At 61.5% G+C, this 24,126-nt stretch carries 22 protein-coding genes and 2 riboswitches; of the genes, 13 read left to right on the top strand and 9 right to left on the bottom strand.

The genetic code is table 11. The features are described 5' to 3' along the window. Positions 1-169: 169 nt before the first annotated feature. From OVA07_RS13295 to OVA07_RS13280, 4 genes are all read right to left on the bottom strand, one after another. Positions 170-2,452, bottom strand: coding sequence for a xanthine dehydrogenase family protein molybdopterin-binding subunit (locus tag OVA07_RS13295; RefSeq protein WP_268171929.1), 2,283 nt, complete (start codon positions 2,450-2,452; stop codon positions 170-172). After that, a complete protein-coding gene (locus OVA07_RS13290; RefSeq protein WP_268171928.1) occupies positions 2,449-2,925 on the bottom strand; it encodes a (2Fe-2S)-binding protein in 477 nt (158 codons plus the stop codon). The genes OVA07_RS13295 and OVA07_RS13290 overlap by 4 nt, the downstream gene beginning before the upstream one ends. A gap of 11 nt (positions 2,926-2,936) precedes the next feature. Continuing rightward, positions 2,937-3,578, bottom strand: coding sequence for a carboxymuconolactone decarboxylase family protein (locus OVA07_RS13285; RefSeq protein WP_268171926.1), 642 nt, complete (start codon positions 3,576-3,578; stop codon positions 2,937-2,939). Between the two features lie 178 nt (positions 3,579-3,756). Next, positions 3,757-4,746, bottom strand: coding sequence for an aldo/keto reductase (locus OVA07_RS13280; RefSeq protein WP_268171924.1), 990 nt, complete (start codon positions 4,744-4,746; stop codon positions 3,757-3,759). 135 nt (positions 4,747-4,881) lie between these two features. Here OVA07_RS13280 and OVA07_RS13275 point away from each other — a divergent pair, with 135 nt between their 5' ends. From OVA07_RS13275 to OVA07_RS13260, 4 genes are all read left to right on the top strand, one after another. After that, positions 4,882-5,775, top strand: a complete 894-nt coding sequence (locus OVA07_RS13275) for a LysR family transcriptional regulator (protein ID WP_268172717.1) — start codon at positions 4,882-4,884, stop codon at positions 5,773-5,775. 147 nt (positions 5,776-5,922) lie between these two features. Continuing rightward, positions 5,923-7,023, top strand: coding sequence for an alpha/beta hydrolase (locus OVA07_RS13270; RefSeq protein ID WP_268171923.1), 1,101 nt, complete (start codon positions 5,923-5,925; stop codon positions 7,021-7,023). Positions 7,024-7,040: 17 nt separating this feature from the next. Continuing rightward, positions 7,041-8,636 (top strand): carboxylesterase/lipase family protein, encoded by a 1,596-nt coding sequence (locus OVA07_RS13265; RefSeq protein ID WP_268171922.1) that lies wholly within the window; start codon positions 7,041-7,043, stop codon positions 8,634-8,636. 94 nt (positions 8,637-8,730) lie between these two features. Further along, positions 8,731-10,611 (top strand): PQQ-dependent sugar dehydrogenase, encoded by a 1,881-nt coding sequence (locus OVA07_RS13260; protein WP_268171921.1) that lies wholly within the window; start codon positions 8,731-8,733, stop codon positions 10,609-10,611. Between the two features lie 359 nt (positions 10,612-10,970). On the opposite strand, the gene OVA07_RS13255 is transcribed toward OVA07_RS13260, so the two are convergent. Genes OVA07_RS13255 through OVA07_RS13245 form a run of 3 tightly spaced genes read right to left on the bottom strand, consistent with a single transcriptional unit; the run spans position 10,971 to position 13,467 of the window. Continuing rightward, positions 10,971-12,269, bottom strand: coding sequence for a cobyrinate a,c-diamide synthase (locus OVA07_RS13255; protein ID WP_268171920.1), 1,299 nt, complete (start codon positions 12,267-12,269; stop codon positions 10,971-10,973). Beyond that, positions 12,266-12,868, bottom strand: coding sequence for a cob(I)yrinic acid a,c-diamide adenosyltransferase (cobO, locus tag OVA07_RS13250; protein WP_268171918.1), 603 nt, complete (start codon positions 12,866-12,868; stop codon positions 12,266-12,268). The genes OVA07_RS13255 and cobO overlap by 4 nt, the downstream gene beginning before the upstream one ends. Beyond that, complete coding sequence (locus OVA07_RS13245) at positions 12,865-13,467, bottom strand: hypothetical protein (RefSeq protein WP_268171917.1); 603 nt, start codon at positions 13,465-13,467, stop codon at positions 12,865-12,867. Before OVA07_RS13245 ends, cobO begins: the two co-directional genes overlap by 4 nt. 201 nt (positions 13,468-13,668) lie before the next feature. After that, positions 13,669-13,871, bottom strand: a riboswitch (cobalamin riboswitch). A 58-nt stretch (positions 13,872-13,929) separates the two neighbouring features. Next, positions 13,930-14,120, top strand: a riboswitch (cobalamin riboswitch). Positions 14,121-14,326: 206 nt separating this feature from the next. Between OVA07_RS13245 and OVA07_RS13240 the strand changes: the two genes are divergently transcribed. The 9 genes from OVA07_RS13240 to cobU all read left to right on the top strand — a co-directional run bounded on the left by OVA07_RS13240 (position 14,327) and on the right by cobU (position 22,894). Further along, positions 14,327-16,294 carry a TonB-dependent receptor plug domain-containing protein gene (locus tag OVA07_RS13240; protein WP_268171916.1) on the top strand — a complete coding sequence of 656 codons (1,968 nt, stop codon included), beginning with the start codon at positions 14,327-14,329 and terminating at the stop codon, positions 16,292-16,294. Beyond that, on the top strand, positions 16,294-16,701 hold the full coding sequence (locus tag OVA07_RS13235; RefSeq protein ID WP_268171915.1) for a DUF1636 domain-containing protein: 408 nt from the start codon (positions 16,294-16,296) through the stop codon (positions 16,699-16,701). The genes OVA07_RS13240 and OVA07_RS13235 overlap by 1 nt, the downstream gene beginning before the upstream one ends. Continuing rightward, positions 16,698-17,714 carry a nicotinate-nucleotide--dimethylbenzimidazole phosphoribosyltransferase gene (cobT, locus tag OVA07_RS13230; protein ID WP_268171914.1) on the top strand — a complete coding sequence of 339 codons (1,017 nt, stop codon included), beginning with the start codon at positions 16,698-16,700 and terminating at the stop codon, positions 17,712-17,714. Before OVA07_RS13235 ends, cobT begins: the two co-directional genes overlap by 4 nt. A 110-nt stretch (positions 17,715-17,824) precedes the next feature. Then, positions 17,825-18,292, top strand: coding sequence for a histidine phosphatase family protein (locus OVA07_RS13225; RefSeq protein WP_326493126.1), 468 nt, complete (start codon positions 17,825-17,827; stop codon positions 18,290-18,292). After that, the gene (locus OVA07_RS13220) at positions 18,289-18,999 is read left to right on the top strand and encodes an adenosylcobinamide-GDP ribazoletransferase (protein WP_268171912.1); all 711 of its coding nucleotides are present in this window, start codon (positions 18,289-18,291) and stop codon (positions 18,997-18,999) included. The genes OVA07_RS13225 and OVA07_RS13220 overlap by 4 nt, the downstream gene beginning before the upstream one ends. Next, the gene (locus OVA07_RS13215; RefSeq protein ID WP_268171911.1) at positions 18,999-19,997 is read left to right on the top strand and encodes an aminotransferase class I/II-fold pyridoxal phosphate-dependent enzyme; all 999 of its coding nucleotides are present in this window, start codon (positions 18,999-19,001) and stop codon (positions 19,995-19,997) included. Before OVA07_RS13220 ends, OVA07_RS13215 begins: the two co-directional genes overlap by 1 nt. Further along, positions 19,990-20,931, top strand: a complete 942-nt coding sequence (gene cbiB / locus OVA07_RS13210) for an adenosylcobinamide-phosphate synthase CbiB (RefSeq protein WP_268171910.1) — start codon at positions 19,990-19,992, stop codon at positions 20,929-20,931. The genes OVA07_RS13215 and cbiB overlap by 8 nt, the downstream gene beginning before the upstream one ends. Next, positions 20,928-22,388, top strand: coding sequence for a cobyric acid synthase (locus OVA07_RS13205; protein ID WP_268171908.1), 1,461 nt, complete (start codon positions 20,928-20,930; stop codon positions 22,386-22,388). Before cbiB ends, OVA07_RS13205 begins: the two co-directional genes overlap by 4 nt. After that, on the top strand, positions 22,385-22,894 hold the full coding sequence (cobU, locus tag OVA07_RS13200; protein WP_268171907.1) for a bifunctional adenosylcobinamide kinase/adenosylcobinamide-phosphate guanylyltransferase: 510 nt from the start codon (positions 22,385-22,387) through the stop codon (positions 22,892-22,894). Before OVA07_RS13205 ends, cobU begins: the two co-directional genes overlap by 4 nt. A 16-nt stretch (positions 22,895-22,910) precedes the next feature. Here cobU and OVA07_RS13195 read toward each other — a convergent pair whose 3' ends face one another. Beyond that, complete coding sequence (locus OVA07_RS13195; RefSeq protein ID WP_268171906.1) at positions 22,911-23,624, bottom strand: anti-sigma factor family protein; 714 nt, start codon at positions 23,622-23,624, stop codon at positions 22,911-22,913. Beyond that, positions 23,621-24,109 (bottom strand): RNA polymerase sigma factor, encoded by a 489-nt coding sequence (locus OVA07_RS13190; RefSeq protein WP_268172716.1) that lies wholly within the window; start codon positions 24,107-24,109, stop codon positions 23,621-23,623. Before OVA07_RS13190 ends, OVA07_RS13195 begins: the two co-directional genes overlap by 4 nt. Positions 24,110-24,126: the final 17 nt, after the last annotated feature.

Genomic DNA, 24,126 nt, shown 5'->3' with positions numbered 1-24,126 from the left:
ATCGGACTGCGAAAGCCCTTCTTGCGATATCGGGGGGCGGACCAAGCTGTGGAACGGCAGGTTAAGATGTCAGGTGCGGGATAAAAGTCATTTTCATCCTCCGATGCAGCTCTCGATTGGTGCCTGCTTCGACTCATGGCAAGCCGTCGAGCGCTTCGGTCAAGACCGATCAGTCAACGAAGGCGTATCCTTCGCGAGCTATCGGCAAGCTGCGGATCCTTTGCCCCGATGCGGCGAATATTGCGTTGCAGACTGCCGGTGCCAGCGGTGGCAAGGCTGGTTCGCCAAGGCCGGTGGGCGGGTAATCTGTGTCGAGGAAGTGTATGTCGATCTGCGGCGTGTGGCTGATCCTCGCCAAGGGGTATTGATCGAAGTTCTTCTGCACGATCTCGCCGCCTTTGACCGTCACTTCCAAGGCCATCGTGCTCAAAGCGTCGATCACTGCACCCTGACACTGGGCTTCCGCGCCAGACAGATTTACAATTGGTCCGACATCGGCAACCACCCACACCTTGTGGACTTTGACACGCTTTTCAGCATCAACGCTGACTTCGACGATTTCAGCAACATGGCCTTGATGGCTATAGTGGAAGGCAAGGCCAAGTCCGTGGCCTTTGGGCAAGCGTCTTTTGCCCCAGCCGGATCGATCAACCACAGAGCGCACCACGCTCCGCGCACGTTCTCGTGAAAAATTGTTTGCCGCTTCAGTGCTTGCGGTGGCTGATTGTGCGCTGCCAGCGATCAGCTCATCGAGAAACTCAGCGTGATCGCGCCCTGCTGCAACGGCAAGTTCATGGATGAAGCATTGAACCAGCCAGCCTGCGGTATTGGCTCCAGGTGCTCGCCAGGACCCAGTGGGAACCTTGATCGGAATTTTGGTTTGCGATGCTCGATAGGCCGGAAGATGATTGGCTGGAAATTCACCAGGTTGCCAGTTCGCTGCCGTGACGGATGTGCTGCCCTGGCTGTTGAAGTGGACGAGGTGAGAATCCCATCCAGCAATCCTGCCTTTGGCGTCCAAAGCTCCTTTGAACGTCATGAAACCGCCTGACCGCACGAAATCATGCTCGAAATCGTCCTCGCGCGTCCACATCAGCTTGACCGGCACACCGCCTGCCTGACGAGAAATGAACGCAGCCTCGGCCATGTAGTCGTTGTTGAGGCGCCGCCCGAAACCGCCGCCGACGCGCTGTTGATGCACGGTGACGCGATCCAGCGGCAGCCCCAGAAGCGTTGCCACCATGACACGACCAGCAGTGGGCGTTTGGGTGGGAGCCCAGAACTCGACGCTGCCTCCATCGGGCGCGGGTTTGAACCACGCGGTGCAGTTCATCGGTTCGAGCTGACCGTGCGCCACGAAACTGTAGGTGTAATACGCCTTGACCGGTTTTAGTCCGGCCATCGCGGCATCGACATCGCCGTTGCTTCGCACCACTTGGGCGCTGGACGTGTCTGCAGCCAGAGCCTTGGCCACCTCGGTGATCTGGTCCCAGTCGTCACGCGAGGCGTCGGCCTCGTCCCATTCCACGATAAGAGCGCGTTTGGCGCTGAGCGCCGACCACGTATCGTTGGCGACTATCGCAACGCCATCCAGCAGTTCAGCAGGTTTGCCTGTGCCACGCACGACGAACGCATCGATTACGCCAGGCATTGTCTTGACCTGCGCCAGGTTGGCAGATTTCACCCGCCCGAACCGCCGGGGGCACTTCTGAAATACGGCAATTTTCATGCCCGGCACATCGACATCTATGCCGAACAGCGGTTGACCGGTCACGATCCTGTGGTTGTCCACACCGCCATGCCGCTTGCCCAGCAGGGCAAACGAAGCGCGGCTCTTGAGCTTGAGCGCAGCGGGGTCGGGCAGCGGCACCTGCGCCGCCGCATCAGCCAGCGCGCCATAACCGGCGCTGCGGTTGCTAGAGGCATGGCGAACAGTGCTTGCAGTGGTGGTCAGCTCTGCCACAGGCACGTTCCAGCGATTGGCTGCAGCCGCAAGCAACATGGCCCGCGCGCCTGCGCCGGCCTGACGTAGCGTCATCCAGTTTGTCGGAATAGAGCGCGAACCGCCGGCTGACTGCAGGCCATAGCGCGTTGCATCAACGGGCGACTGTTCAACCGACACGTCCGCCCAATCGGCGTCAAGCTCCTCGGCCAGAATGAGGGCGAAAGAGGTTTTGACGCCTTGGCCGATTTCGGGATTTTTGGCGAACAGCGTGATTTTTCCGTCAGGCGCTATGCGGACATAGGCCGATGGCACGAAGGGCAAGGGCGCGTTGGCCTGTGCCCCAGCGGGGTGCTCTGATCCTATCGCCAGGATCAGGCCGATGCCTGCGCCGCCCGCAAGCCGGATGAAACCCCGGCGAGACAGGTCGGTCGATACTCCGATCATCGGTTCATGCGCTGGAGCGAACTTTTGCTCAAGCCCTTGCGGGTCCCAATCGGTGATCGTCACAGCCTGGCTCCTTGCGCCACCTTGGCCGCCGCATTGTGAATGGCCTTGCGAACGCGAATGTAGGTGCCGCAGCGACACAAGTGGCGCTGCATCGCCGCGTCGATCTCGGCATCGCTGGGGTTTGGAATTCGGCGCAAAAGGTCGGTTGCAGTGAGGATCTGCCCGGCCTGGCAATAGCCGCACTGGGCAACATCTTCCTCGATCCACGCCTGCTGAACGGCGTTCAGGTTTTCCCCAACGGCCAGGCCTTCGATGGTGGTGATCTTCGCCGATTGCGCATCGCCCGCGGTAATTTGGCAGGACCATGTGGGAGAGCCATCGATCATGACGGTGCAGGCAGCGCATTGGCCGATGCCGCATCCATATTTCGCACCGACCAGTTTGAGGTGATCGCGCAAGACCCATAGCAGCGGGCTGGCGGGATCTGCTTCGACCTCATGCGACGAACCGTTCACGTCAAGCCGGACAGCCATGATCTGCTCCTTCAGCGTTTTGCGACGGGCATTGCAGCGACGATTGCGACGGCACGCTCTGCCCTTGGCCAGCCCACGTAGAATGCCAGATGCGCCAGCGTTTCCGATATCTCCGCACTGGTCAAGCCATTGGCCCGGCCTCTTTCGATTTCCCCGGAAAGGTCGTCCATTTCGCCCATCGCAACGAGGGTGGAGATTGAAACTAGGCTCCGGTCACGTGGCGCAAGATCCGTGCGCTGCCACAGATTCTGCCGCACAACGGCGTCGGTCACTTCGGCAAACTTTGGCGCAATCGCGGCGATGCCGGATGTAACCGGCGGGCGGATTGAAGGGGCAGATGGCACTCTGGCGCTATCGCGTGCTGGCGTGGGACTGATCGGACCTATGCCGCGCGCGGCGTAGACACGGTCATAAACTTCAAGCGACGCGACGGCGAGCGGCCAGCCTGCATAGACTGCCATATGGGTCAGGACACCCGAAGCTTCGACCGGTTGAAGGCCATTGTCCAGCGCGCGGTTCAGATGGTTGGGAAGCTGTGCCGAGCGGCCGGACCCGATGAGCGTGGTGATCGTGATCAGACTGCGGTCCCGCGGGGAAAGCTCCTTCCTCAGCCAGACATCGCCGAACAGCACATCGTCGGTGTATTCGGCCATGCCGGGGGCCAGCCTCGGCTGCAGTTCTCCCGAAGCGCGTGGGTGGGATGGCGAACTACCCGCCGTTTGCGCAAGGGTGGTTTTGGGAATCATGGCTGCTGCAGCCAGTATCGCTGCCGCGATTGTGCCATGTCTTGCATTGCATCCGACCATGATGGGCGATCTCCGTTAGGCCAAATCAGAGGTAGGACATCTTGAGCACGGCCTCGGGCAGACGTTCACCCACCACTTCGATCTGTGCGAATGCCGTTTCGATGCGGACCAGATCGTCAGCAGAAAGGTCAACTGCGGCTGCGCCGAGGTTTTCCGCCACGCGATCGAGGCGCCGGGTGCCGAAGATCGGGACGATGAATGGCTTGCGCGCAAGCAGCCATGCAATCGCCACTTGCGCCGGCGTTGCGCGCTTTTCAGCGGCAATGGTGCGCAGAAGGTCGACCACGGCCTGGTTCGCATCGCGCGCTTCGGTGGTGAAGCGCGGGGACCATGCGCGGAAATCGGCGGGTTCCAACTCAGTGCGCGCATCAATGGTGCCGGTCAGAAAACCTGCGCCCAGTGGGCTCCACGGCACGAAGCCGATGCCGAGCTTTTCGCACAACGGCAGGACGTCGGCTTCGGGTTCCCGCGTCCACAACGAATATTCGCTCTGCACCGCAGTGACGGGGTGAACCGCGTGCGCCCGCGCGATGGTGGCCGCCGAAGCTTCGGACAGTCCGAAATGCTTGACCTTGCCTGCCGCGACGAGATCCCTGACCGCCCCTGCAACGTCTTCGATCGGCACCGCCGGGTCAACGCGGTGCTGGTAGAGCAGGTCGATCCAGTCGGTGCCAAGGCGCTGCAGCATGGCGTCAACAACCTGCACGATATGATCTGGCCGACTGTTCAGATCCATACCATGCAATTCGTTGGGTCGTTCGATATTGAATCCGAACTTGGTGGCGATCACCACATCGTTGCGGATTGGCGCAAGCGCTTTGCCGACGAGCACTTCATTGGCCCACGGACCATAAGCTTCTGCTGTGTCAAAGAACGTCACGCCTTGGTCGTGCGCGCCGCGAATGACCTTGATTGCTTCTTCATCATCAGGTGCGGCACCATACGATGACGAAAAGCTCATCGTGCCAAAGCCGATTTCCGAGACGGCGAGCGAGCCGAGCAAACGAGTCTTCATGGTCAATTCCTTGATCGACGGCTGCGTTTCAGCTGCCTGTATCATTCAGATAGCATTCGCAGAATTGGTCAACTAGACAGGCAAAAGCACTTGAGCTTATGAGATCGATTCATGAAACTGGCTGACGGCATTGCCATGCATGGCGAAGACCTTGGCGGTCTGGCAAAGTTCGCCGTCGTGGCGGAAGAGCAGAGCTTTACCCGCGCCGCAGCAAAGCTTGGCATTTCGCAATCGGCGCTGAGCCATGCGGTGCGCCGGCTTGAGGAGAAGCTGGGTCTCAGGTTGCTGACTCGCACAACACGCAGCGTCGCACCGACCGAGGCGGGAGAACAGTTGCTCGAAACGCTCCGCCCGGCGTTCAGCCAGATAGACAGCAAGCTGGCCTCGCTTACCTCGCTGCGCGAACGGCCTGCCGGAACCGTGCGGATTTCGTGTTCGGCTCACGCCGCCCGCACGATCATCTGGCCCGCAGTCGACCGTCTGACCGTTGCCAACCCTGACATCACGGTCGAGATCAACATTGACGCCGGATTCACCGACATCGTGGCCGGTCGTTTTGATGCAGGGGTCCGGCTTGGGGAAAGCCTCGACAAGGACATGATTGCACTGCGCATCGGCCCGCAATTGCGCATGGCCGCATTTGCGGCCCCGTCCTACCTTGCAGGCCGGGGCATACCGCTGACGCCCGAAGAGCTGACGCGACATTCGTGCATCAATCTGCGCCTTGCCACATCAGGTGGACTCTATGCCTGGGAATTCGAGCAAGGCTCCCGCTCGATCCGGGTGAAAGTCGATGGCCACCTCGTGCTCAACGACATGGATATGGTGGTCGATGCTGCGGTGGCCGGGCATGGCATTGCCTTCTCCTTGGAAGACCACGTGCGCCGGCAACTGGCCGACGGATCACTCGTGCGCATTCTGGACGACTGGTGCGAGCCGTTTGACGGCTATTTCCTTTACTACCCCAGCCGCCGCCAGCCAACGGCCGCGTTTCAGTTGCTGCTTGAAAACTTGCGGTATCGCCCTTGATCGGACAAAGCAATTCATCGATCTGAGTCATGACCTCAAGTCAAATTAGGCGTCTAATGGCGCAATAGCATCTCATGTAGTTTGGATTAGCACTCTCTGCGTCGCATTGGTCAGGGGTGATGAATCCAATGGCGTGAGGATGCTGTAATGATCGATCTTTCCCTATCTCGGCGATCTCTGCTGGCAGGCTCCGCGACATCGGCTGCTTTGGCGACACTGCCGGCAACGGCAGCACCGCTGACCAAGCAGGCAAAGCGTCAGCCGCTAATGATTGATGAGCAGGGAAGCTTTGCTGTGGGCGGGTCGGTTGTCACCGCCGAAGGCACGGTTGACACGTATGCACAAGGAACCACCGGGCAGACCCTCCACGGCGATCACGCCTATATCTCCTACCAGAAGCCCGTGAACGCAAAGCCCCTGCCGCTGGTGATGTGGCACGGCATCGGCCAGTTTTCGAAAACGTGGGAGACCACGCCTGATGGCCGCGAGGGGTTCCAGAACATTTTCCTGCGGCGCGGGCACAGTGTCTATCTGATCGACCAGCCCCGGCGCGGGCGTGCGGGGCGCACGACGCAGGCCAGCCCGATCAGCACCACGCCCGATGATCAGCGCTGGTTCAACACATTCCGCGTTGGCGTGTGGCCGAACTACAATCCCGGCGTGCAGTTTGCGCGCGACCCCGAAACGTTGAACCAGTATTTCCGCCAGATGGTGCCGAGCACCGGGCCGTTCGACCTGAAGCTGACGGCCGATGCCATCGTCAAGCTGTTCGACAAGATCGGTGAAGGCGTGCTCGTCACCCATTCGCACAGTGGCGGGCTGGGCTGGCAGACCGCGATGCACAACAGGAACGTGCGCGGAATCGTCACGTTCGAACCGGGCAGCAACTTCCCCTTCCCTGAAGGCGAGCTGCCCGCACCGGTGCCAAGTTCATCGGGGCCTGTAGAGGCGATTGCCGCGCCGCTCGATGCGTTCATGCAACTTACCAAAATTCCGATCCTGATCGTCTATGGCGATTTCATCCCGGCCAAGCCCGATTCCAACCCGGGTGCGGACGGGTGGCGCGCGCGCATGATCATGGCACGGCAGTGGCGCGATGCAGTGAACCGCAGGGGCGGCGACGTGACCGTGATCCACCTCCCAGAAATCGGCATTCGCGGAAACACCCACTTTCCCTTTTCGGACCTGAACAATCTGGAAGTGGCCGATGTAATGTCCTCGTTCTTGACACGAAAGAAGCTGGGCTGATGGCGCGGGTATCGAGCATGAAAATGCTGATCCTTGGTGCAGCGTTTGCCGGACTGCTGGCCGGCACGGCGACCGCCCAGACCGTGACACTGCAATCTGGCGCGGTCCGGGGAACAACCGACGCAGGCGTGACGGCATTCAAGGGTATTCCGTTTGCCGCAGCCCCGGTCGGCGGTCTGCGCTGGCGCGCGCCGCAACCGGTCAACCCGTGGCAGGGCGTGCGCGATGCAACGCGCTTTGGCGCGGATTGCGTTCAGGTTGCTACGCCCTTCGCCGGACCGCCCAATCCGGTGGGCACATCGGAGGACTGCCTGTTCATCAATGTCTGGCGTCCTGCCGCAATCGCGCCGGGCAAGAAGCTGCCGGTGATGGTCTGGATCTATGGCGGCGCGTTCCTTTTTGGCAGCGGGGCGCAACCATCTTATGATGGCACGCAGTTTGCTCGGCAGGATGTGATCCTCGTATCGCCGAACTACCGCTTGGGCCGTTTCGGCTTCTTCGCGTTTCCGGGGCTGGGCAAGGACCACCCGGGCGAGGGTACAGGCAACTTTGCCTTCATGGACCAGATTGCCGCGCTCAAATGGGTCAAGGCCAATATCGGCAAGTTCGGGGGCGATCCGGGCAATGTCACCATCTTTGGCGAATCCGCAGGCGGCGTGTCGGTCCACAATCTGCTGACCTCGCCCAAGGCGAAGGGGCTGTTCCACAAGGCTATCATCGAATCCGGCGGCGGTCGTGATGGCACGCTGACGGCGCGCCCGCTGAAGGCCGACAACGCCGACGCGAATTATCCCGTATCGGCTGAAACGATCGGCCTGAACTTCGCCAAGCGCCACGGCATCGAAGGAACCGATGCTGCGGCGCTGGCAAAATTGCGTGCGCTTTCGGCAGAACAGGTGCTGGACGGCGGCAAGGAGACAGCAGGTGGGCCAGAGGCGCCACGCACGTATGCCGGGCCCATGCTTGACGGCAGGGTCGTGACCGAGACCGCAGAAAGTGCCTATCGCGCCGGGCGGCAGGCACACGTTCCCCTGATGATTGGTTCAAACAGCGCCGAAATGCCAGGTGGCTTTCTTGCTGCCAAGAACAAGCAGGAATTGTTCGACAGCTTCGGCAAAGGCAAGGCAGCGGCGATGGCGGCCTACGACCCCGATGGCAAGGCTGACTTTGCCACGCTGCTGACCAATGTGACCACCGATCGCGTCTGGGCGGAACCGGCCCGGCTCACCGCCCGAGCCTTTGTGCAACGCGGGACACCTGCCTACCTCTACCGTTTCTCCTATGTGGCGGACAGCCTGAAGGACAAGCTGACCGCCGGTGCGCCCCACGCGTCGGAGATAGAATATGTGTTCGGCACACTGGGCAACCGCCTCGGCACCAGCCTGACCGAGCGCGATGCATCGGTTGTGCGCATGATGAACAGCTATTGGGCGAATTTCGCGCGCGACGGAAATCCCAACGGTTCGGGATTGGCAAATTGGCCGCGCTTCACCGTGGCGGGTAACGAAATTCTCGACATGGCAAACGATGGTGCGATGCGCGGCGGGCCTGATCCCGAACGGGCAAGGATCGATGCGACTGAACTGTCCGAAGGGAAGGTCATTGCCCGATAGGCTTCGGACGCCCCAGCATCATGGAGGGGACGTGCACCCCGATGCGAATGAAACGGATGCCTGGACACGTGCGAAAACTCGAAGGAAGTAAACCATGAGCCTGCGTCAAAAGATAGGTCTTGGAGCCGCTGCCATCGGAGTGGCCGCGATTTTCCAGATCGGGCAACTACCGGCGTCGGCGCAGGCGGGCGTGACCTTGCCAGACGGCGCGGGACGTGCCGAGTTCTTCGCAAAGTGCAGCCTTTGCCACAGCGCGTCCGACGTTCTCTCCCAGCCCCGATCCGCGCAGGATTGGCGGGTCACGGTCGACAGGATGGTCACCCTCGGCGCTGTGATGACAGCGGACGAGAAAGCCAGCATACTTGGTTACCTGACAACCAATTTCGGCAAGGCCGAACAATCGCCCGGCGCGGACGTTGCCCCCCTTCAACCAGCTATAGCTTCGGCCTGGCACACCAAACCTGCCTTGAAGGCCGGACTTGCAGACTACATTGCCATGCCGGTTACCGGCAATTTCGCGGTCAAGGATGCTCGGTCGCAAGTTGCGCGGATCAACTTCCTTGTCGAAGAGCCGGGACGAGGCCGTCTTCTGATCGGCGACGCCTCTGGTCCGTTGTATCTGGTGGACAAGCGGACACAAAAGGTCACCCCCTACATTGACTTCAATGGGTCGGGCACTGCCAGCGGTCTGTTCCCGCGTTTTGTCGCAGAGGCCAGTTTTGCCAGCGGCCTGCTCGCCGCCACGTTCGATCCCGATTATCAGCGTAATGGCAAGTTCTACACAATCCATATGGAAGACAGGACGAGCGCTGCGCTTGCGTCGCCAAAGACCGGGGTGATCGACGGGCTCGATCTTTCAGGGCACCAGTTGACCACAGGCGTTGCAACACCGTCTGGACCAGCGCTGTTGATGCGTGAGGCGGTCGTTCTCGAATGGACGGACAGCAACATCCGCGACAGCCGCTTTCAGGGAAAGCTGCGTGAAGTGCTGCGCGTGCAATTGCTGAACAGCATCCATCCGACCAACGATCTCGGTTTCAATCCGTCGGCGCGGCGTGGCGATCCCGATTGGCGAGTGCTCTATATCACGACCGGTGACGGCGGCACTGGCGAACAATCGGATGTACGCCGCCTCAATCCGCAGCGGCTCGATCACTTTGGCGGCAAGATCATTCGCATTGTGCCGGATTTGAACGAGCATGTTGCGACCAGCAAGGTCAGCGACAACGGGCAGTATCGCATACCGCGCGACAATCCATTCGTCTTGATTCCCGGCGCTCGCCCGGAAATCTGGGCAACGGGGATGCGCAACCCTCATCGAATGGCATGGGATGGCAGCAAGCTGCTGGCTTTTGTGATCGGGTCTAACGGTTCAGCGCCCGGACCCCGCTATGAAACCATCAACATTGTCGGCCGGGGTGCCAACTTTGGCTATCCCTTGCGCGAAGGGCCTGAGTTCAAGGCCCTGAGCCCGGTCTATGGTTCGGTGCCTGCGGACAACACCTTGCCACTGCGTGTTTCCGATACGGTGGTCCTGGACCAGCGCGCGCCACTCCGCGATTCAGCACTGGCATACAAGACCACCGTCGAGGGTAACGCCATCGCCAACGGGTTCGTCTATCGCGGCAAGCGTTGGCCAAGGTTGAACGGTTCCATCGTGTTCGGCGACATCACCAGCGGGCGCATCTTTCACGCCACAATGGCGGATCTAGAGGCGGCAACCGACGGTGATCCCGCAACGCTGGCAAAGTTCGGCGAAATCAAGACCGACCTGGCCATGCTGGTGCAGCAAAAGATGGCAGCCCGCACGCCAGCTACGCTGGCTGCACCATTGTCGACCGCCGCAAACGGTGAACGGCCAACGCCGCCTCGCCCCTTCAGGATCGACATGCGCCTCGCCACCGATAGCAGCGGTGAGATCTACGTTCTCACCAAAAGCGACGGGATGGTGCGGAGAATTTCAAGCATAGAGTGAAGCTCAGGCGCAATTGTCTCTCGGATTGCCGCCGGAATGGACGGTAGCTCCCAATGTGCCGCCCAGTACAGGGTTGTAGGTTGCAACGAACGCAAGATCGAAGTGCGCGGAACCGCCCGGTCCCGGCATAACACGACGTTCGCGGTGCCTCATCGGAAGGGGGTGAGTTGGTGGACAGCCACCGTCGGCGTCGCACGCCAATATGGCACCTATCCCTTTGTTGCCGATTTTAAGCTGCCTTTCCGGAGTTCCCCAATTCCGGACATCCAACCGACCAGAAGGACTTACGCTTTGTTCCTCAAGCGATTATCATCCAGTTCTCTTCTTCATCATCTTGGGCGCACCATCACATCCTTGATTTACTGAATGCCGGACCCGCTCAATAGGCTCGCCACCGCGTCCGGAGCCGAGGGGAAATAGCTGTGGATGTAGCTGGCCCAGAGTGAGCCGTTACGAAACAGGGCTTCGCCGGGGCCATTGTTGGGGTTGGTCGCGACAGCGTGCGGGGCGAGCGGGGTTTCCAGTCGGGAGTAGTGAAAGGTGTGCCCCCGCAGCACACCCTCAGGCAGGTCCAGCGATTGCAGGCCTAGCGCGGTCAGGCGGGATTGCACGGTTGCGCCTCCTGCCATCAGGCCCAGCATTGGCGCGCGTTCGCCTTTGCCGTTGTCCAGCGTTTCAAGGCAGTAAAGCAGGCCACCGCATTCTGCCAGAACAGGCTTCTTCTCTGCGTGATGGGTGTGAATCGCCTGCGCAATGGCTCGGTTTTCCACCAATTGCCGCATATGCAGTTCCGGATATCCACCCGGCAACCAGATGGCATCGCATTCAGGCAGGGCGGTGTCGGCAAGGGGCGAGAAGAATGCCAGTTCCGCGCCCATGGCCTTAAGGCAGGCAAGGTTTGCAGGGTAGATGAAGCTGAACGCTCTGTCTCTGGCAACGGCGATGCGTTTCCCTGTCAGATGCTGCGGCAGATTCTCCGTCGCTTCTTGCGGAAATACCACCGGATCTGGCAGCCAGAGCGCAGAGGGCGAAAGGTGCATGGCGGCACGGTCTATGCGCTGATCGAGATCGGCGATTTCGTCTGCCTGGACGAGGCCCAGGTGGCGTTCAGGTAGCGCGAAGTCGCTGTCAGGTGGCAGAACGCCAAGCCACCGCAGGCCCGAAGGGAGGCTCTTTGCCAGCATTTCGGCATGCCTTTCGCTGCGTACCCGGTTGCCCAGAGCCGCGGCAACGCGGACATCTGGGCGGTAGGTGGCAAGGCCATGCGCCAGTGCGCCAAAGGTTTGCGCCATGGCGCTGCCGTCGATCACGGTAAGCACCGGCACATTGAAGTGGGCGGCGAGGTCTGCGGCAGAGGGGTTTCCATCGAACAGTCCCATGACGCCTTCGATCAGAATGAGATCGGCCGCTTGCGCAGCGTGGTGCAGCAGGCGGCGACATTCGGCTTCGCCACACATGAACAGGTCCAACTGGTGAACGGGCGAGCCGCTTGCCTTTTCGAGGATCATCGGATCAAGGAAGTCCGGGCCACATTTGAACACTCGGACCCGCCGCCCTGCCTGCCGGTGCCGACGGGCGAGTGCGGCGGTAACCATGGTCTTGCCTTGTCCAGATGCCGGCGCGCTGACCATCAGCGCCGGGCATGAAGCTGCGCTCATCGGTCGATTCCTTCCTGCGCACGGATGCCATCGCGGAAGGCGTGCTTCACATCGCGGATGGCGCTGACTGTATCGGCAGATGCAACCAACGCATCATCAGCGGCGCGTCCGGTGATGACGACGTGCTGCATTTCCGGCCGTGCTGCGATTGCGGGCATGATCTCGTCCAGCCCCAGATAGCGGTAGGTGACAAGGTATGTCAGTTCATCCAGCACGACGAGGCTGATTGCCGGATCGGCAAGGGCCGCCTTTGCCTTTTCCCACCCGGCGCGTGCTGCAGCTATGTCGCGCGCTCGATCCTGCGTTTCCCAGGTGAAGCCTTCGCCGCACTTTTCCCAGATCACGTCGGGATGACCTGAGAAGAACGCCCGTTCCCCCACGTTCTCGGCTCCCTTGATGAACTGGAACACTGCTGCCTTGCGGCCATAGCCGAGCGTGCGCGCAACCATGCCGAATGCGCTGGAGGACTTGCCTTTGCCGTTGCCGGTCAGCACCAGCAACAGTCCCTTGTCGCGTGTGGCGGCGGCGATCTTTGCATCGACCACCGCCTTGTGTTTGCGCGTCCGTTCCCGGTGCGCATCTTCGTTGATGGTGCTCACTTGCGGTTTTCCGCACGCATTTGCGGACGGGCAAACGAAAGGATGGCAACGATGGCAGCCGCGGCTCCGCTCCACAGCAGCGTCGCGTAAAGCGTCGGTGGGAAATATCGGGCTAGGCGTGGCGTGAAACCGGCAATGGTCGGTTCGGCAAAGCGCCCGCCAAGGAAGTAGAACCCGCCGCTGGAGAAGATCTGGGACACCAGTGTTGCGATGATCAGCAGCACGGTCAGCGCGGGCAGGGCAGAAGCGCGCATCCCCAGCTTTTCCGCGCCAAAGCGGCCCGCGAACCACATGACGCCATAGGCGGGAACCAGCATCCAGTAGGCAGGCGTAAAACAGAAGTCCGACTGGCCAAACCAGCCGATCACCGTCACGTCGATGGCAAAGCCCAGCAGGAACAGGCCTGCAAAAGCAGCTGGCTTGCGCACAAGAAAGCCAAGCACAAAGAAGCTGGCAAGGCTGGTGTCGGGTAAATGCAGGACATTGCTGAGTGAATGAGTACGAGTGACCAGCATGACAAATGCCAGCAGGCCAAGCACGGCAAGTTCGAACCGGGCAGTGGGGGTAAAGCGGGCAGGGGGTATCATCGGACGGACCATTGGCGGTCTCCTGAAAAAAGGGGGGTCAATGTTGTGAAGCGGCCCCGGAAGGAAGCGCAGGGGAGCCTTTGCGCACCGCAAGATGCGGGGCGGTAGGGTGATGTCAGATGCTGGTCATCACAGGCTCCCTTCGGCAACAACGCACACATGTCGTCCGCCAAGGGAAAAGCCCTCGTCCGCCCGGTACATCCCGCCCGCGCAGAGAAACGACGGCAACGGGCCGGTTTCCTGACTTGCCGGATCGATGCGCTTTTCGCCGCCTTCTCAAGGCCGAGGCCCCAATGGCATGATGGCGATGCGCTCACCGGTTACAGTTGCGGGAGCAGTGCCGGATTGAGCGGTTTTTGCCGCCGCCCGGACTTCCCGATTAAGCCCTTTCGGGCACCCGTTACGGATTGCCTGATAAGCCACGTCTTTGATCTGTGCAAGTATTCGCACTTGCAGCGGGCGAATTGCGCGGCTACCGGCGGCGCTGCGACAGGTTCCCCGGAAGGGGATCAAAAGGGAACGGGGTGCGAAACCCCGGCTGCCCCTGCAACTGTAAGCGGCGAGCCGACCGGCCAACACGCCATTGGGACTTCACCGTCCTGAGAAGGCGGCCGGACCGGCATTGACCCGTGAGCCAGGAGACCTGCCTGACGCGGTCGTTCTTCGTTCGGGCAGGGTGCACCGGACGTTCGAGGTTCCCGTCCGCAAGGTCGGGACAACCCCTCGCGCAACGACAGCCACTGCCTGCCGGGAAGTCCCGCGCGGGAAGCGTCGTCTCGTCGCGTCTGCCAAAGACGCAGGCGTTTGTGCGCGCTTTCTTCGCGGGTCGGAGCGGCAGGTCCATGCCGTTCGTATCTGAGGGAGCCGCATCATGCGCCCTACCTTTTATTCCGCCGTATCCACCCGCATTCTGACCGCGTCTATCTTGACCACTTTGTCGGTCGCGCCCTGCTTTGCCGAAGAGATGGTGCCGGGGGAGGCACCTGACAGTTCGCTTGGCAGTTCCATCGTCGTTACCGCGCTGCGCAGCCCGGTGGAACAGGACCGCGTATCCGCCACCGTTACCGTGCTTGACGAAGCCGCCATCCGCCAGCAGCAGCCGATTGCGCTGACCGACCTTCTGTTGCGCACGCCCGGGATCAGCCTGACGCGCAATGGCGGCCTTGGCACGGCAACGTCGCTGCGGATCCGCGGCGCTGATTCCTCGCAGGCGGTTATGGTGATCGATGGTGTGCGTATTTCCGATCCTTCCGCCACAGGCGGCGGCTATTCATTTTCCAATTTGCTGCTTGACGATATCGAGCGGGTAGAAATCCTGCGGGGGCCACAATCGATCCTGTGGGGCAGCGATGCTATCGGCGGCGTGGTAAACGTGCTGACCCGCCGTGCAGAACAGCCGCTTGAAGGCAGCATGGCAGTGGAAGCGGGCACGCATGAAACAGTCAATGCGCGCGGCGGCATTGGTGGCACTGGATCGCTGGTTGACTGGCGGGTCGCAGGGTCGGTCTTTACCACCGATGGCATTTCCGCGCGCAGCAACGGGACCGAAGCCGACGGATACCGCCGCACTTCGGCCAGCGGTACGGCCACGTTCAAGCTGACATCCAGTCTATCGCTCGATCTGCGCGGATACTGGGCCGATGCCCGCAATGAGTTTGACGGCACATCGGGGGATTCGCGTGCCTATGGCCTGACCAGTGAATGGACAGGCTATGCTGGCCTGAATCTGGTGCTGCTGGACGGTCGACTAACCAACCGCCTTGCCGTGCTTCAGACCGAAACCGACCGCGAGAATTACGATCCCGCCCGCTCTGTCCGCCCACTGAACTTCGATGCGCATGGCCGTGTCCGTCGGTTTGAATATCAGGGGTCGTTGCACATTTCGGACGGCGTGCAGGCAGATTTCGGAGCCGAGCGTGAGGAACAGCGCATGACCAGTGCATCGCCATCGAACAGCACGGCAGCTTATGCGTTGGTGCCCAATGCGGCTGACACCAACAGCGTTTATGGCCAGTTGCGGGTAACTCCGCTGGCGGGGCTGACGATCAACGGCGGCGTGCGGCACGATGACCAGTCGCGGTATGGCGGAAGCACGGTGTTTTCAGGCGGCGCAGTGTTCACGCCGAATGGTGGTCGCACAGTGTTGCGCGCCAGTTATGACGAAGGGTTCAAGGCGCCCTCGCTCTATCAGCTTTTCAGCATTTACGGTTCTGCCGCGCTGCAACCTGAGAAGGCCAGGGGCTGGTCAGTGGGGGCTGAACACGCCCTGGGCGACGTGCTGCATGCGTCGGCCACATGGTTCGAACGCGATACCGACAACCTGATCGACTTTGCCTATTGCCCCACCACCGGTACATTGCCGGCCACCTGCTTCATTCCGGGCACCACGACCAGCCGCTTTGGCTATTACGCCAATGTGCGCAAAGCCCATGCCAAGGGATTGGAACTGGCCGCGCGTGCGCAGCTTGGCGTGGTGTTTGCTAACGGCAACTATAGCTGGATTGTGGCGGAAGACCGCTCGCCTGGCAGCAGCGATCTTGGGCGGCAACTGGCCCGTGTGCCACGCCATCTGGCCAACATCGAGGGCGGGTTCGAGCTGCCACAGGGCCTGCGGGCCAGCCTTGCCGCGCGCTATGCTGGCAGAACCTTCGATCGCGCAAGCAGCGCGACGGTGTTGCCGGATTACTGGCTGCTCGACTTGCGCGCGCAGTGGCGCGTGGCTGAGAAGTTGACCTTCAATGGCCGTGTCGAAAACCTCGCAGACAAGCGCTACGAAACCGCCGGTGGTTATGGCGCGCTGGGGCGCACGGTCTATCTGGGCCTGAGGAGCCGGTTCTGATGCTGCGCGCAGTAACGCCCGGACCGGCAGTGGTCGTGTGCTCCACCTGCCGCGTTTCGGCAGAACAGCGCGAAGATGAACAAGGGCGGCGTGGCGGTGCCTTGCTGGCAGACGCTATGCGCCGTGTTCAACGGGCCGACCCTGCGCTGGCACAAGTCGAAGTGCAGGAAATGGCCTGCCTGTTTGCCTGTCAGCGCCATTGCGCCGTGCATGTGCGCGCACCGGGCAAGATCGGTTATGTCCTCGGCGGGTTTCGACCCGCCGAGGATGAGGCCCGCGCAATCCTCGAATATGCGGCACGCCACGCCGCCAGTGCCGAAGGGGTGGTCCCTTATGGAGAATGGCCAGCCGGGGTGAAGGGGCACTTCATCACCCGTACCCCGCCTGAAGGGTTCGTTTGTACATGATGCTGTTTGATAGCGTCGCGACCATTGATGGAGCGTTGGAGAACCTGCCGGTGCCCGATGAGGCGGCAATTGCTGCTGCAACCGAGCGGCAAGCCATGCTGACCAAGCCCGCCGGTTCGTTGGGCAGGCTTGAGGAAATTGCCCTGTTCATGGCGGGATGGCAGGGAAATCCGCGTCCCGCACTGCACACGATCCGGGCGGCGGTCTTTGCAGGAAACCATGGGGTTGCTGCGCGCGGTGTCAGCGCCTTTCCTGCCGAGGTCACTGCCCAGATGGTGGGCAACTTCCTGGCTGGAGGTGCAGCGATCAACCAGCTTGCCCAAGCCTGCGGTGCGCAGCTTTGCGTGGTTGCGCTCGATCTGGAAAAGCCAACTGGCGACATTGCCTGCGAACCTGCGATGACTGTCGATGAATGCCTTGCCGCGCTATCGGCAGGGGCGGCTGTCGTCACCCCGCAAACCGATCTTCTGTTCGTGGGTGAGATGGGCATTGCCAACACCACGCCTGCCGCAGCACTCTGTCTGCAAGCCTTCGGTGGCAATGCGGCGGACTGGTGCGGGCGCGGCAGCGGCGTTAATGATGCAGGTATCGCTCGCAAAATCGACGCAGTGGATCGCGCCATCGCCTTGCATGGTCCGCACTGCCATTCCCCGATTGAGATATTGCGTCGGCTGGGCGGGCGGGAAATTGCGGCAATGGCAGGCGCAATCCTTGCCGCCCGGATTTATCGTGTTCCGGTGCTGCTTGACGGGTTCATTTGCTGCGCAGCAATTGCACCGTTCATTGCCGCTCAGCCTGCATTTGCCGCGCATTGCCTTGCGGGGCATTGTTCAGCCGAACAGGCCCATGCCCGGCTTTTGGAACGGTTCGGGCTGGAGCCATTGCTCCGTTTGAACATGCGACTGGGTGAAGGTTCTGGCGCGGCGGTGGCGGTGCATATCGTGAAAGCTGCACTGGCTGCCCATAACGGTATGGCAACATTTGCCGAGGCTGCGGTGGAGCAGGCGCTTTGAGCCACAAAGTCGTTCACCTGCTGCGGCATGGCCCGCCCCGCCGAGAGGGCCTTCTGTTAGGGCATGGTGACGAACCGCCATGCGATCCGGCAGGTGGATTGCATGGCGCCGTGCCGAACGACTTGGTAATCCGCAGCATCACAAGCTCGGACTTGCACCGTGCGCTGGCGGGGGCAGAAACACTTGCTATGGCCCGCGCCGTAGCGCTTTTCGTCGACCGACGCTGGCGGGAACTCGATTTCGGTGCATGGGACGGCCTAGCCCCGCAAAGCGTGCCATCCGATGCCTTGGCCCTGTTCTGGGATGATCCCGATGCCTACCCGCCGCCGGGCGGGGAAAGCTGGTCCACACTGCAAAGCCGCGTTGCCGAAGCGCTGACCGATCTTGAAGATGATGGTTTGGCAGTGACACACGGCGGGGCAATGCGGGCCGCCGTATCGGTCGTGACCGGGCTGGATCATCGGCAGGTTTGGGCGTTCGATCTGCCTTATGGCGCGCTGCTGTCGCTGCGCATCTGGTCCGGTGACGGGCAGGTGGGCGGGCAGATCATCGCCTTGCGTGGAAAATCCGTTCCATGAAGCCCCTGCTGCTGGCCTTGCAATTTATGACGCGCCTGCCGTTGCCAGCAATTGCGGCAAGCGATCGCGATTTCGGCAACGCGATCCGCTGGTTTCCGCTAGCAGGATTTGCGGTTGGCGCAGGCGTGGCGGGCGCAGCGGCAACGGGGGCCATGCATGGTTCCGCATTGGGTGCGCTTTTTGGTCTAATCGCTTGGGTCGCCATGACCGGGGCGCTGCATCTGGACGGGCTGGGCGATATTGCCGATGCAACCGGTGCGGCCCATGCTGATCGTTCCCGCATCAGCGAGGTGCTGGCCGATCCGCATATCGGCAGCTTCGGCGTCACCGCTATTGCCTTGCAAATTCTCGCAAAGTTCGTGCTGCTCGATCTGGCGCTACAGCGCGGAAGCCCGCTGTTGCTGCTGTTCGTTCCGGTCCTTGCACGCATCGGTCCGATCGCATGGGCGCTGATGCTGCCGCCACTTCATGCAGGGTTTGGCACCTTGTTCCGGCGTGGGGCCAACTGGCCGGTGTTCGCCTGCTGGCTTGCGGTATGGAGCCTTTGTGCTGGCTTTGCCTGCCCGTCGTTGCTTGCTGCCTTGATGGTGATCCCACTTTGGGCACCGTGGCTGCGGGCGCGCATTGGTGGCATATCGGGGGACGGCCATGGCGCGGGTGTCGAACTTGTCGAGACAGCAGCGCTTGTCATGCTGGTCATAGCCTGATGAGCGCCGGTTTCACATATCACGGGGGCCGTCTTTCTGCGGCTTGCGCCCGGTTCGGCGGCGAGCCAGCCGACTGGCTCGATCTTTCTACCGGGATCAACCCGCGCTCTTGGCACCCCGGCGCGGACGTGGTCGTTGACTGGCGCGCTTTGCCCGATCCCGATGCGCTTGCATCGCTGGAATACGCTGCCGCCGCATTCTTTGGCTGCGATCCAGCGCTTTGTGCGGCAGTGCCCGGAAGCGAAACCGGCCTGCGCCAGCTTGGACAAAGCCTCGCTCTGCCGGGACTGCACCAGCCGCTTGCCTATGGCACTTACCGCGCTGCATTTGCGCAGGCCGAAAGCATCCAAAATCTGGCGCAGTTGCCGCAGCGGGCAAGTGTGCTGGTCGTCGGCAATCCCAACAACCCGGATGGGCGTATCCTGTCGCACGACAGATTGCTTGCCTTGCTGGACCATCAGGAACAGCAAGGCGGTTGGCTGATCGTGGACGAAGCCTTTGCCGATTGCGATCCGGGCTGGAGCATTTTAGGCAAGGTTGATGCAGGGCGGCGTTTGATCGTCTTGCGCTCGTTCGGAAAGTTCTTCGGACTTGCCGGGCTGAGACTTGGTTTCTTGATCGCACCGCCAAAAGTGCTTGCCGATCTGCGGCAGGGATTGGGCGATTGGCCTATCCACGCTGCAGCGCTGGCCTTTGCCACGCCTGCCTATCGTGACATGCCGTGGATTACCGGAACGCGCCGTTGCCTTGGCGCGTCGGCGGCGGCACTTGACGATGTGCTGAAGCGCCACCGACTTTCCTTTAAGGGCGATTGTCCGCTATTCCGGCTGATCGTCGGGCAGAATGCCGGGGGTTTGTTTCAAGCCTTGGCCGCGCGGCAAATTCTCACTCGTCCATTTTCGGGCCATCCCGATCTGTTGCGCATCGGCCTTCCGGCAAACGCTGCCGCCTTGCAGCGGCTCGACATGGCCTTGTCCGAAGTGGGCGGACATGGCTGAACCAGTCGCACTGGCCGCGCTTGCCCTTGATGCCGCGCTTGGCTGGCCTGCATGGCTCCACGCACGGATCGGGCATCCGGTTGGTGCCTTCGCCCGCGTCATTGCATTGTGCGACAAGCAGTGGAATCTGGGCGATGTCAGCCGTGCCAGACGCAAGGCAGGCGGGGTGGTAACAGTGATCGTGCTGGTCAGCATAACCGGCCTTGTCGCAGCTGGACTTACCGTTTTGGCGCATCAGAGCGGTTCTGCCGGATGGTTGATCGTTGCCATTCTGGCATGGCCCGCGCTGGCACAGCGAAGCCTTGATGACCACATCGTCCCGGTTGTCGATGCGTTGGCCGATGATGATCTGGAGGTCGCAAGATTGGCCGTCGCCATGATTGTCGGGCGTGATACGGCTACGCTTGACCGTAACGGAGTGTCGCGCGCGGCGATCGAAAGCCTTGCAGAAAGCTTTTGTGACGGGGTGATCGCGCCTCTGTTCTGGTTATTGGTGGCAGGATTGCCGGGCATCTGGATATTGAAGGCGATCAACACGGCCGACAGCCTGATCGGCCACCCCGAAGAACCATATCGTGATTTTGGCTGGGCCTCTGCGCGCACTGACGATGCGCTGAACCTTGTTCCTGCGCGGATTGCCGCCTTGCTTATCTGCTTGGCCGGTTGTGGTGGCTGGCGGACGCTATGGCGCTATCGCACCTGCCATGCATCACCCAATGCAGGCTGGCCTGAAGCGGCAATGGCAGGCGCGCTGGGGGTGCGTTTGGCCGGACCGATCAGCTATGACGGAAAGATCGCGGACAAACCGTGGATCGGCCATGGCGGCGAAGCAGGACTGGAAGCTTTGGTGCGCGCGCGGCGGATATATCACCGCGCCTGCGCGCTTACCTGGATCATTGTGCTGGGCTGGGTGTGTGCAGGGGGCGTTACTTGACTGGTTTGATGTTGCAGGGAACGGGTTCGGATGTCGGCAAATCGGTATTGGTGGCGGGGCTTTGCCGCGCGCTTGCCAATCGCGGATTGCGCGTGCTGCCGTTCAAACCGCAGAACATGTCAAACAACGCCGCCGTCACGGTAGATGGCGGAGAGATCGGGCGGGCACAGGCGTTGCAGGCCATCGCTGCGCGGGCTGAACTGCATACCGACATGAACCCCGTCCTGCTCAAACCACAGGCCGATCGGACTTCACAACTCATTGTCCATGGCCGGGTGCGCGGCACACTGGGCGTTGCGAACTTTCGGGAAGGCAGGCGCAGCCTGTTGCCCGAAGTGCTGGAAAGCTGGGAACGGCTGCGCAACCGCTGCGATCTGGTGATCGTGGAAGGGGCCGGTTCGCCTGCGGAAATCAACCTGCGCGACGGCGATATTGCCAACATGGGCTTTGCCCGCGCGGCCAACGTGCCAGTGGTGCTGGTGGGCGATATCGACCGGGGCGGGGTGATCGCTTCGCTGGTGGGAACCCGCGCGGTGCTTGATCCTGCCGATGCGGCGATGGTCCGTGGGTTCATCGTCAACAAGTTTCGCGGCGATCCTGCGCTGTTTGCCGATGGTTATGCCGCAATCGAGCGGCTTTCAGGATGGAGTGGCTTCGGCCTGATCCCATGGCTGAGTTGCATCACGGCCCTGCCAAGCGAAGATGCCGTAGTGCTTGAGCAGAGACAACATTCTGCGCCCTCGCGCAAGCTGGTAGCGTGCCCCATGTTGCCGCGTATTTCGAACTTTGACGATCTCGATCCGCTGCGGCACGAACCGCAAGTCGAACTGGCGATGATCCCGCCCGGATCAGTGATCCCGGCCCATGCCGATATCGTTATCCTGCCCGGTTCCAAGGCAACGATTGCGGATATGGCATTCCTGCGGGCGCAGGGATGGGATGTCGATATCCTTGCCCATCACCGGCGCGGTGGGGCGGTGATGGGCATATGCGGCGGCTACCAGATGCTTGGGCGCTCGATTGCCGACCCGCTTGGCATCGAAGGCACGCCTGGCGCGATTGCCGGTCTTGGCCTGCTCGATGTGGAAACCACGCTGACACAGGACAAGGCATTGCGCACCGTAACGGGCGCGGCGCTGGGCGCGGGGTTCAGCGGTTTTGAAATGCACATGGGCGTGACGAAAGGACCGGATACAGCGCGCGCTTTCGCCATGCTCGACGGTGACCGGATGGACGGTGCAACAAGTTTCGATGGCCGCGTCATGGGTACCTATTGCCACGGATTGCTGTCTGAGCCGGGGTTCAGAGCGGCGCTTCTTGAAAGCATCGGCGCGACATCCAACCGAACCGACCACAACCGTGTTGTCGATACCGCGCTGGACCAACTGGCTGGCGAACTTGAAACCCATCTCGACATTGACGGCTTGCTGAATCTGGCACGGGAGGGCTGCCGATGACCAGCCTGCTCATTCTGGGTGGCGCGCGCTCTGGCAAGAGCCGCTATGGGCAGCAGCGTGTCGAAGGCTTCGACGGTTCTCTGGCCTATATCGCCACGGCACAGGCTTTCGATTGCGAGATGGCAGACCGGATTGCTCGCCACCGCGCGGATCGCGGCAGCCGCTGGACGACACTGGAAGCGCCGCTCGACCTTTCGGGCGCAATTGCCGAAGCCAGTCAGCGCTTCAGCGCAATTCTGGTGGATTGCCTGACCTTATGGCTCAGCAATCAGATGCTGACTGATCGTGACATGGCAGAGGCTTGCGATGGCCTGATCCGCGCAATTGGCGCATGTTCGGTGCCAGTGGCGCTTATCGCCAACGAAGTGGGGCTGGGCATCGTGCCTGACAATGCACTGGCGCGCCGCTTCCGCGACGAGGCGGGCTGGCTCAATCAGAAACTGGCTGAAGTTGCCAGCGAAGTCGTATTTGTCGCAGCAGGATTGCCGCTAACCCTGAAAGCCTGAGCCGGTTCAGGCGTGGTCACTTCCAGTCGCGCTTTTTTGCAGCCTCTTCCTGATCGGCATCCAGCGCTCCGTCCGGTGCCATTTCTTGAGCCAGCGCCATCAACTCTGCATCGGCGCTGCCAGCCTGCCTGTAGTCACCGCTTTCGGCCTGCGACCCGCCGATCAGCTTGCGCAACTGCCAGCCGTTTGCATCGCGACAGGCGATCCCGGATTGGGATTTGCCCGTAAAGCCACGACAATATGCGCCCTCGCTGTCCTTGAAGCTCAACAGGATACGCGGTTCCGCAGCGGCAGGCTGAATGGCCAACAATTGATTGTCGAGCGCGTCAGCCAATGGCCCGGCTGCATAGCTTTGCCCACCGACAAGCGTGGTTTCAGGATCATCCCGTCCCGGCAGGACCACCGCCAGCGCAAGCGATGCCGCCAGCGCCGGGCCAGCAATCCAGGCCCAGCGGGGAATGCTGCGCTGCTGTTCGCGCTGTTGACGTGCCTGTGCAAAATCCGCCACTTGCGAGCCCGGCTGGGACAGCCGGGCGACCAGACTTTCCGGCAATGGCGCTGTCATAATCGGTTCGAAATGCGCAGAAAGGCGTTGGCGCAGCGCGCGATGCGCGGCAACCTTTCGCGCCAATTCAGTGTCTTGCGCCACCAATGCTGCAACCTTCTGGCTTTCAGCCTCAGGCAATTCGCCATCGGCAAAGGCTGCCAGTTGTTCAGGGGTGATGGTCATGGCATTTCCCCCAGCAGCGCCAGCAGTGCGTCACGGCCACGCACCAGCCGCGAATTCAGCGTGCCAACCGGGCAACCGATGATTTCAGCAGCTTCCTTGTAGGAATAGCCCTCCACCATGACCAGCAGCACTGCTTCGCGCTGTTCAGCAGGCAGAGTGGCCATCGCCCGATCAACATTGCTGATCTCGACTGCAACTTCCTGCTCGCCACTCATGCCCACGGCATCTCCTTCCTCTTCACCCACAAATGTTGCCGATCTGCGTGTTCTGCCACGGGTTTCGTCTATCCAGATATTGCGCATGATCCTGTACACCCAGCTATCAAGGCGCGTCCCGTCCTGCCATTGGTCGCGTCGGACAAGTGCGCGTTCGATCGTCATCTGGCAAAGATCGTCACCATCCGCTCTGTCACGCGCCAATCCGCTTGCAAACCGCCGCAGGCGCGGCAGCATGGACAGGATCTGCGTTTCAAAGCTTCCGGTCAGGATCTTGGCCTTTCATG

Source organism: Novosphingobium sp. SL115, from assembly GCF_026672515.1.
In the GTDB taxonomy this organism is placed as follows: Bacteria; Pseudomonadota; Alphaproteobacteria; order Sphingomonadales; family Sphingomonadaceae; genus Novosphingobium.
The sequence above is the reverse complement of the archived record's forward strand: the minus strand, read 5'-3'. Positions and strand labels throughout refer to the sequence as shown.